The following is a 7,487-nucleotide window of genomic DNA, read 5'->3' on the forward strand; positions in this document are numbered from 1 at the left end:
AACACCTCGGCCGGGGAGCCGTCGGCGAGGAGGCCGCCGTCCGCACCGACGACGAGAACACGGTCCATCAGATCGGCCCAGACCGCCGTGCGGTGCTCGATCACCACGAGGGTCGCCCCCGTCCCGGCGAGGGCGTGCTCGATGCTCGAGCGCACCTCGCGGACGCCGTCGGGGTCGAGATTCGCGGTCGGCTCGTCGAGCAGCAGCACACCGGGTCGCATCGCGAGCACGCCGGCGAGGGCGAGCCGCTGCTTCTGCCCGCCCGAGAGCGCCTTCGTCGGCCGCGCGAGGGGGACGTCGAGCCCGACGGCTTCGAGCGCCTCGGCGACACGCGCGGGGATCTCGGCCGCCGGCACCCCGAGGTTCTCGCAGCCGAAGGCCACGTCGTCGCCGACCTTCGACAGCACGACGCCCGCATCGGGATCCTGCAGCACGAGCCCGACGCGCCCGCGGTGGGCTTCCGGCCGCTCGCCGTCGATCAGCAGCGAACCCGTCTCATCGCCCTCGTCGGCCCCGCCGAGCAGGCCCGCCATGCCGGCGAGGAGCGTCGACTTGCCGGCGCCCGAGGCGCCGAGCAGCAGCACGCGCTCCCCCGGTTCGATCGTGAACGACACGTCGCGGACGGCCGGCGCGCGCCGGCCGGCGTACCGCCATCCCCAGCCGTCCGCCGTGAGGCGGGCCGGACGGGTCGAGGCCATCGTCAGACCTCGCGGCGCGCTTCGCGTCCTGCCGCGAAGCGGTTGAGCGCGCCGGTGGCGGCGAGCCCACGGACGGCGAGCCAGCCGACGACACCGGCGAGCACGGCACCCGAGACGATGAGCGAGACGAGGTAGATCACGTTGAACTCGAGCGTCTTCAGGATGTTCGGCGAGCTGCCGTAGAACAGCTCGAACACCCAGGCGCCGGCGGCGGCGCCCGCACCGGCGAGCATCGCCACGGGCAGGGTGAAGCGGCGGTAGAGGAAGAGGGCGAAGATCAGCTCTGCACCGAGGCCCTGGACCAGACCCGACAGCAGCGTCGACACGCCCCACACGTTGCCGATGAGCATCGACACGATCGCGGCGATCACCTCGACGAGGAGCGCCGCGCCGGGCTTGCGGATGACGAGACCGCCGATGACGCCGCCGATCAGCCAGATGCCGACGGCGAGTCCACCGAGGCCGGGCGTCAGGCCGTCCATGGCGATGAACCAGGCGTAGCCGACGGTGTTCCAGGCCCAGAAGACGAGGCCGATCGCGACGCCGAGGACCGCGGCGACGACGATGTCGACGACTCGCCAGCGCAGGCTGCGCGGGCTCGAAGAGGTGGCCGCAACGGGGGTGGATGCGGACGCGGACGTGTGCATGTGAACTCCTCCCTGCGCCGGCATGATCCGGATCAGGTTCGACGGTCGAAGCGTGGATCGCTTCCTCTCAGCCCGGCTCACCGGACTCCCGTGGTTATGTCGTTCAGTATACCGCCGCGATGACGGGTATTTTGAGGGGGTGACTCCGGACGACACCCCCGTGCCCACGCGTCGCGCGCGTCGGGCGCAGACCGGTGCCGTGCCGACACCGGCCTCGGCCGGTGCCCCGGAAGGCGGCGGCATCCTCACCGTCGCCACCGGCGAGACGGAGGTCGTGCACCCGGGCAGCAGCACCGCCCCGGTCGACGTGCCCGCCGTCGCGCCGACGATCGCCACCGTGCCGCTCGGCGACAGCCCCACGGCGATCGCGCCCACGATGCCCCTGTTCGATGCGGCGCCGCAGACAGGCCCTGTCATCCCCGGACTCCTTCCCGCGCCCTCGGTCCCCGTCGCCACCTGGGATCCTGCGGGTCACGAGGCGCTCGCCGACCTCCCGGGCGCCGACGATCTCCGCCCCGCCGCGGGCGGCGCACGCACCGCCCTCGCCTGGGTCGATGAGACGACCGTGGGCCTCGGCGCCGCTCCCGGCGATCTGACCGCCGCGGCCACCCCCTACGTCACCGTCGACGCCGACCTGCTCTCCGACGCACCGCGGCGCTCGCCGCTGCGCGCCGGCGTCGTGGTTCCCACCCTCGCGATCGCCGCCGTGCTCGGTGCGTATGCGGGGACGACGCTGCTGTGGCCGCTGCACGCCGTCGCGCCCACGGTCACCGCGATGGAGGTCCAGCCGGTGGCGGCGCCCGCCGCGGCGCCGGCGTGGCCGGCGCAGGGCAGCGCGGCCGAGGCGGTCGGGGGCATCTCGGGGACGCTGGCCACGACGGCGGATCCCGACGCGATCGCCAGCATCACCAAGCTCGTGACCGCCCTGGTCGTCCTCGAGGAGATGCCGCTCGCGCTGGGCGAGCAGGGACCCGAGTACCGCTTCACCTCGGCGGATCGCTCCCGCTACTGGCAGTACCTCAGCAACGGCGAGTCGGCGCTGAACGTGCCCGCCGGCGGCTCGCTCACCGAGTACCAGATGCTCGAGGGCATGCTGGTGGGTTCCGCGAACAACTACGCCGACCGCCTGGCGCAGAGCCTCTGGCCCTCGGATGCCGTCTTCGCCTCGGCGGCCTCGTCCTGGCTCTCCTCCCACGGCGTGCCCGGCGTGACCGTCTACGAGCCGACGGGCATGGACCCGCGCAACACCGCGAGCCCCGAGGCCCTCGTGGTGCTCGCGCAGAAGGCCCTCGCGAACCCTGTGATCGCCGAGATCGTCGCGAAGCAGTCCGTCGACCTGCCCGGTGCCGGGCTCGTCGAGAACACCAACGGCCTGCTCGCAGACCCGGGCGTCGTCGGCCTCAAGACCGGGACGCTCGACGCCTGGAACCTGCTGTCGGCGAAGGACGTCACGATCGGCGGCACGACGGTGCGCCTCTACGCGTCGGTGCTCGGGCAGCCCGACGACGAAAGCCGTCTGGCCGCCTCCCGCGCGCTGTACGCGCAGCTCGAGAGCGAGCTGCAGCTGAAGCCCTCCGTGACGGCGAACACGGTGGCCGGACAGGTCGAGACCCTGTGGGGCGACGAGGTGGACATCGTCACCTCGGGCGATGCGGCGGTGATCCTGTGGAACGGCGGCAGCGGCACCATCGCCACCACCTATCACCTCGGGGAGAGCCGCGATGCGGGCGACGTGGTCGGCTCGCTCAGCGTGGCCGGACCGCTCGACGACACCACGGTCGACCTGCAGCTCGCCGCCGCCATCACCGACCCGTCGCCGTGGTGGCGGCTGACGCACCCGCTGGACCTGTTCGGCCTCAACGGCTGAGGCCGGCCGCGGGTCAGCAGGCGGCCGATCAGCCGGCGGACGGGTGCCCGACGACGCCCTTGCGCAGCAGCGCGTTGCCGAATTTGCGGGTCTCGCCCGTGCGCAGGATGAGGTACGCGCGCTTCGCCTGCTCGTAGTACTCGAACCGGTCGATGAAGCGCGGCGCATCGGTGCCGGCCGCGGCGGCGAGCTCTCGCTGCACGTCGAGCACTTCGCCGTCAGCCGACGCCATCAGGTCGAGCGCGGGCGCATCGTCGAGCGGCAGCACCGTGCGCACGGCGGCCACGACCTCAGGCGTGGTCGTCCCGGGCAGGTCCACGACGCGCACGCCGATCGCCCACGCCGGAAAGTGCGCGTCGGCGATCACGACGGCGTCGGAGTGGCCCATCCGGTCCAGGTGCAGCAGCAGCTCCCCCGTGAGCAGCGGGTGGATGCCCTCGAGCATGGGATTCCCTTCGTCAGTGAATGAGGCCTTCGGCGGCCAGATCGTCCCACAGGCCGCCGGGGATGTCGACCTCCATCAGCTCGGCGTTGCGGCGCAGCTGCTCCGGGCGGCTCCCGCCCACGACGACCGAGCGCACGGCCGGATCCCGCAGCGCGAACTGCACCGCCGCGGCAGGCAGTGGCACGTCGTGTGCACGGCAGACCGCGACGATGCGCTGCAGGTGCGCCCACAGCGGCTCCGGCATCCGTCCGTACTCATAGCGGTCGTCGCGCGACGGCTCGTCCTTCGCCAGCAGGCCGGAGTTGAAGACGGATGCCGCGACCACGCCGGTCTGGCGCTCGTGGCACGCCGGCAGCACGTCGTCGGCGGCCGGCTGCTCGAGCAGGGTGTACCGGCCCGCGATCATGATGAGGTCGAGATCGGCGCCGCGCACGGCCGCGGCGAGCGCGTCGGCGGTCATCGAGCCGATGCCGACGGCGTCGACGGCGCCCTCCGCACGGAGCTGCTCGAGAGCCGGGAACGCCTCCTGCAGCGCGAGGTCGAGGTCGTGGCGCTCGGGGTCGTGCAGGTAGAGGATGTCGACCCGGTCGATCCCGAGCCGTTCGAGCGACTCGTCGAGGCTCGCGCGGATGCCACCCTCGGAGAAGTCCCATTCACGGCGCAGCGTCGTGCGCACGTGGAAGTCCGCGGCGAGATCCAGCCCGCCGTCGTCGTCGGGGTTCGGACGCAGCAGCCGCCCGGCCTTCGTCGAGATCACGAACTCCTCGCGGGGCTTCGTCTTCAGGAACGCGCCGAGCCGCCGCTCTGAGAGACCGAGGCCGTAATGAGGGGCGGTGTCGAAGTAGCGGATGCCGCTCTCCCAGGCCGCGTCGAGGATGGCCCACGCCTGATCGTCGGTGAGCTCGCGGAAGAGGTTGCCGACGTTCGCGGCGCCGTAGCCGAGACGTGTCAGCGCGGAGGCGTCGATGCCGGTCCCGTCAGGCCGCGGCATCCGTGCTCCCGAACTCGTACGCGGCGCGGCTGGCCGCCTTCATCTCCATGCCGATCCCCGGCGCGAGCGGGGCACGGTAGACGCCGCCCTGCACATCGGTCGGCACGACGAAGTGCTCGTGCAGATGGTCGACGTACTCGATCATGCGACCCTCGCGGCTGCCGCTGACCGCCACGAAGTCGAACATCGACAGGTGCTGCACCGCCTCGCAGAGCCCCACGCCGCCCGCGTGCGGGCACACCGGCACACCGAACTTCGCCGCGAGCAGCAGGTTCGCGATGTTCTCGTTGACCCCGCCCACCCGCGCGGCGTCGATCTGCATGACGGCGATGGCGTCCGCCTGCAGCAGCTGCTTGAAGATCACGCGGTTCTGCGCGTGCTCTCCCGTCGCCACACGCACCGGGGCGACACCCCGGGCGATCGCGGCGTGGCCGAGCACGTCGTCGGGGCTCGTCGGCTCCTCGATCCAGGCGATGCCGAACTCGGCGAGCGCGTTCACCCACGCGATCGCCTCCGACACCTCCCAGCGCTGGTTCGCGTCGATGGCGATCGGGAAGTCGGGCCCGCACACGTCGCGGGCGACGCGGAGGCGCCGGATGTCGTCATCGAGGTCGGCGCCCACTTTGAGCTTGATCTGGCCGAAGCCGTCGGCGATCGCCTCGCGGCACAGCCGCGCGAGCTTCTCGTCGGAGTAGCCCAGCCAGCCGGGACTCGTCGTGTACGCGGGGAAACCCGTGGCGAGGAGTTCCTGCTCCCTGACCGCTCGGCCCCGCTCGGCGTCGCGGAGGATCTGCAGCGCGTCCTCGGGCGTCAGGGCGTTGGTGAGGTAGCGGAAGTCGACGAGGGACACGATCTCTTCCGGGCTCATGCGCGAGAGCAGCTGCCAGAGCGGCAGCGCGGCGCGCTTGGCCTTGATGTCCCACAGCGCGTTCACGACCGCGCCGATCGCCATGTGCATGACGCCCTTCTCGGGGCCGAGCCAGCGCAGCTGCGAGTCGCCGATGAGCTCGCGGTTCGTCGCTCCCATGTCGTCGAGGAGCGGCTCCACCTCGCGGCCCACCAGGTGCCCGGCGAGGGCGTCGAGGGCTGCGACCTGCACGTCGTTGCCGCGGCCGATCGTGAACACGAAGGCGTGCCCGTCGATGCCGTCGACGCCGTCGGTCTCGATCCGCAGGTATGCGGCGGAGTAGTCGGGATCGGGGTTCATCGCATCGGAGCCGTCAAGGCTGAGCGAAGTGGGGAATCGGATGTCTGTCGTCTCGAAGGCGACGATGCGGCTCACGGGGCGGTCTCCTGCAGTTCGCGGTCCGGAAGTCGGACCGCTCGCAGTGTAAACATCCGATGTCTATACTGTCAATCACGCCCCGCGGGCCGCGACGGCATCGACGCCGCCCCCGCACGGAGAATCCAGGAGAGCAATGAAGTTCGCGCGCCTCGGCGAGTCCGGTAGCGAGATCCCCGTCGTCCTCGACGGCGATCGTCGCCTCGATCTGCGCCCGCTCACATCCGATGTCGACGGCAGTTTCCTCGCGGACGATCCGGTCGGCCGCACGTCCGCCGCGATCGCCGCGGGGCTCCTGCCCGAGCTGCCGGGCGCAGACGCCCTCCGCATCGGCGCCCCCATCGCGCGGCCGAGCGCCGTCGTCTGCATCGGCATGAACTACGCCGCCCACGCCGCCGAGTCGGGGGCGACACCGCCGAGCATCCCGGTGATGTTCCTCAAGACCCCGAACACCGTCGTCGGCCCGAACGACGCCGTCACGATCCCCCGTGGCAGCGAGAAGACCGACTGGGAGGTCGAGCTCGGCATCGTCATCGGACGCCGCGCCGCATACCTCGACTCCCCGGAGCAGGCCGTAGACCACATCGCCGGCTTCGTCACCGCCAACGACGTCTCGGAGCGGACGTTCCAGCTCGAGGTGTCGGGCGGGCAGTGGTCCAAGGGCAAGTGCGCGCCCGGGTTCAATCCGACCGGCCCATGGCTGGTCACACCCGACGAGGTCGACCCGCAGGCGCTGCGCTTGCAGAGCCGCGTCAACGGCGAGCCTCGCCAGGATTCGTCGACGGCCGACATGATCTTCCCGGTCGACCACATCGTGTGGCACCTGTCCCAGTTCCTGACGCTCGAGCCGGGCGACCTGGTGCTGACCGGAACCCCGCAGGGCGTCGCCCTGTCGGGCCGCTTCCCGTATCTCGCTCCCGGTGACATCGTCGACATCGAGATCGAGGGCCTGGGCGCGCAGCGCCAGGAGTTCGTGGCATGGGAGGCGGCACGATGAGCGGACAGCTGGACGGCCTGGTCGCCGTCGTGACCGGCGGCGCCTCGGGCATCGGCGCCGCGATCGCGCGGGCGCTCGCCGACGAGGGCGCCGAGGTCGCCGTGCTCGACCGCGACACGTCGGGCGCCGACCCCCGGTTCGCCGCGTTCGCCGCCGATGTGTCGGACCGCGCCGGCGTCGAGGACGCGATCGCCGCGGTCGCCGGACGGTTCGGCCGCATCGACATCCTCGTCAACAACGCCGGCATCGGCGCGCAGGGCGACGTCGCCGCGAACGACGACGACGAGTGGGCGCGCGTGCTGTCGATCAACGTCACGGGCATCGCCCGCGTGAGCGCCGCGACGCTGCCGTGGCTGCGGCAGTCGCCCGCAGCGGCGATCTGCAACACGTCGTCGATCGCCGCCACCGCGGGCCTGCCGCAGCGCGCGCTGTACAGCGCGTCGAAGGGCGCGGTGCTGTCGCTCACCAGGGCGATGGCGGCCGACCACCTGCGCGAGGGCATCCGCGTCAACGCCGTCAACCCGGGCACGGCCGACACCCCGTGGATCGGCCGCCTGCTG

The 7,487-nt window shown here is 72.0% G+C and carries 8 protein-coding genes and 1 riboswitch; of the genes, 3 read left to right on the forward strand and 5 right to left on the reverse strand.

Translation table 11 applies throughout. The annotated features are described in order from the left end of the window. A partial coding sequence (locus VIP82_RS00040; RefSeq protein WP_331905270.1) for an energy-coupling factor ABC transporter ATP-binding protein occupies positions 1–698 on the reverse strand: 698 nt, incomplete at its 3' end. A gap of 2 nt (positions 699–700) precedes the next feature. Next, the gene (locus VIP82_RS00045) at positions 701–1,345 is read right to left on the reverse strand and encodes an ECF transporter S component (RefSeq protein ID WP_331905271.1); all 645 of its coding nucleotides are present in this window, start codon (positions 1,343–1,345) and stop codon (positions 701–703) included. Beyond that, positions 1,336–1,447, reverse strand: a riboswitch (TPP riboswitch). It overlaps the preceding gene by 10 nt. Before the next feature lie 37 nt (positions 1,448–1,484). Between VIP82_RS00045 and VIP82_RS00050 the strand changes: the two genes are divergently transcribed. Continuing rightward, positions 1,485–3,212 carry a D-alanyl-D-alanine carboxypeptidase gene (locus tag VIP82_RS00050; protein ID WP_331905272.1) on the forward strand — a complete coding sequence of 576 codons (1,728 nt, stop codon included), beginning with the start codon at positions 1,485–1,487 and terminating at the stop codon, positions 3,210–3,212. Positions 3,213–3,240: 28 nt separating this feature from the next. Here VIP82_RS00050 and VIP82_RS00055 read toward each other — a convergent pair whose 3' ends face one another. Genes VIP82_RS00055 through VIP82_RS00065 form a run of 3 tightly spaced genes read right to left on the reverse strand, consistent with a single transcriptional unit; the run spans position 3,241 to position 5,930 of the window. Further along, the gene (locus tag VIP82_RS00055) at positions 3,241–3,657 is read right to left on the reverse strand and encodes an RbsD/FucU family protein (protein ID WP_331905273.1); all 417 of its coding nucleotides are present in this window, start codon (positions 3,655–3,657) and stop codon (positions 3,241–3,243) included. Between the two features lie 13 nt (positions 3,658–3,670). Then, positions 3,671–4,648, reverse strand: a complete 978-nt coding sequence (locus VIP82_RS00060) for an aldo/keto reductase (protein ID WP_331905274.1) — start codon at positions 4,646–4,648, stop codon at positions 3,671–3,673. Further along, positions 4,635–5,930 carry an L-fuconate dehydratase gene (locus VIP82_RS00065; RefSeq protein WP_331905275.1) on the reverse strand — a complete coding sequence of 432 codons (1,296 nt, stop codon included), beginning with the start codon at positions 5,928–5,930 and terminating at the stop codon, positions 4,635–4,637. Before VIP82_RS00065 ends, VIP82_RS00060 begins: the two co-directional genes overlap by 14 nt. 136 nt (positions 5,931–6,066) lie before the next feature. On the opposite strand from VIP82_RS00065, the gene VIP82_RS00070 reads away from it, so the two are divergent. Both VIP82_RS00070 and VIP82_RS00075 read left to right on the forward strand, forming a co-directional pair. Further along, positions 6,067–6,927 carry a fumarylacetoacetate hydrolase family protein gene (locus VIP82_RS00070; protein ID WP_331905276.1) on the forward strand — a complete coding sequence of 287 codons (861 nt, stop codon included), beginning with the start codon at positions 6,067–6,069 and terminating at the stop codon, positions 6,925–6,927. Further along, positions 6,924–7,487: SDR family NAD(P)-dependent oxidoreductase (locus VIP82_RS00075; protein WP_331905277.1), on the forward strand; the 564-nt coding region annotated here is incomplete at its 3' end. The genes VIP82_RS00070 and VIP82_RS00075, both read left to right, overlap by 4 nt.

Source organism: Microbacterium sp. (assembly GCF_036566905.1).
Taxonomy (GTDB): domain Bacteria; phylum Actinomycetota; class Actinomycetes; order Actinomycetales; family Microbacteriaceae; genus Microbacterium.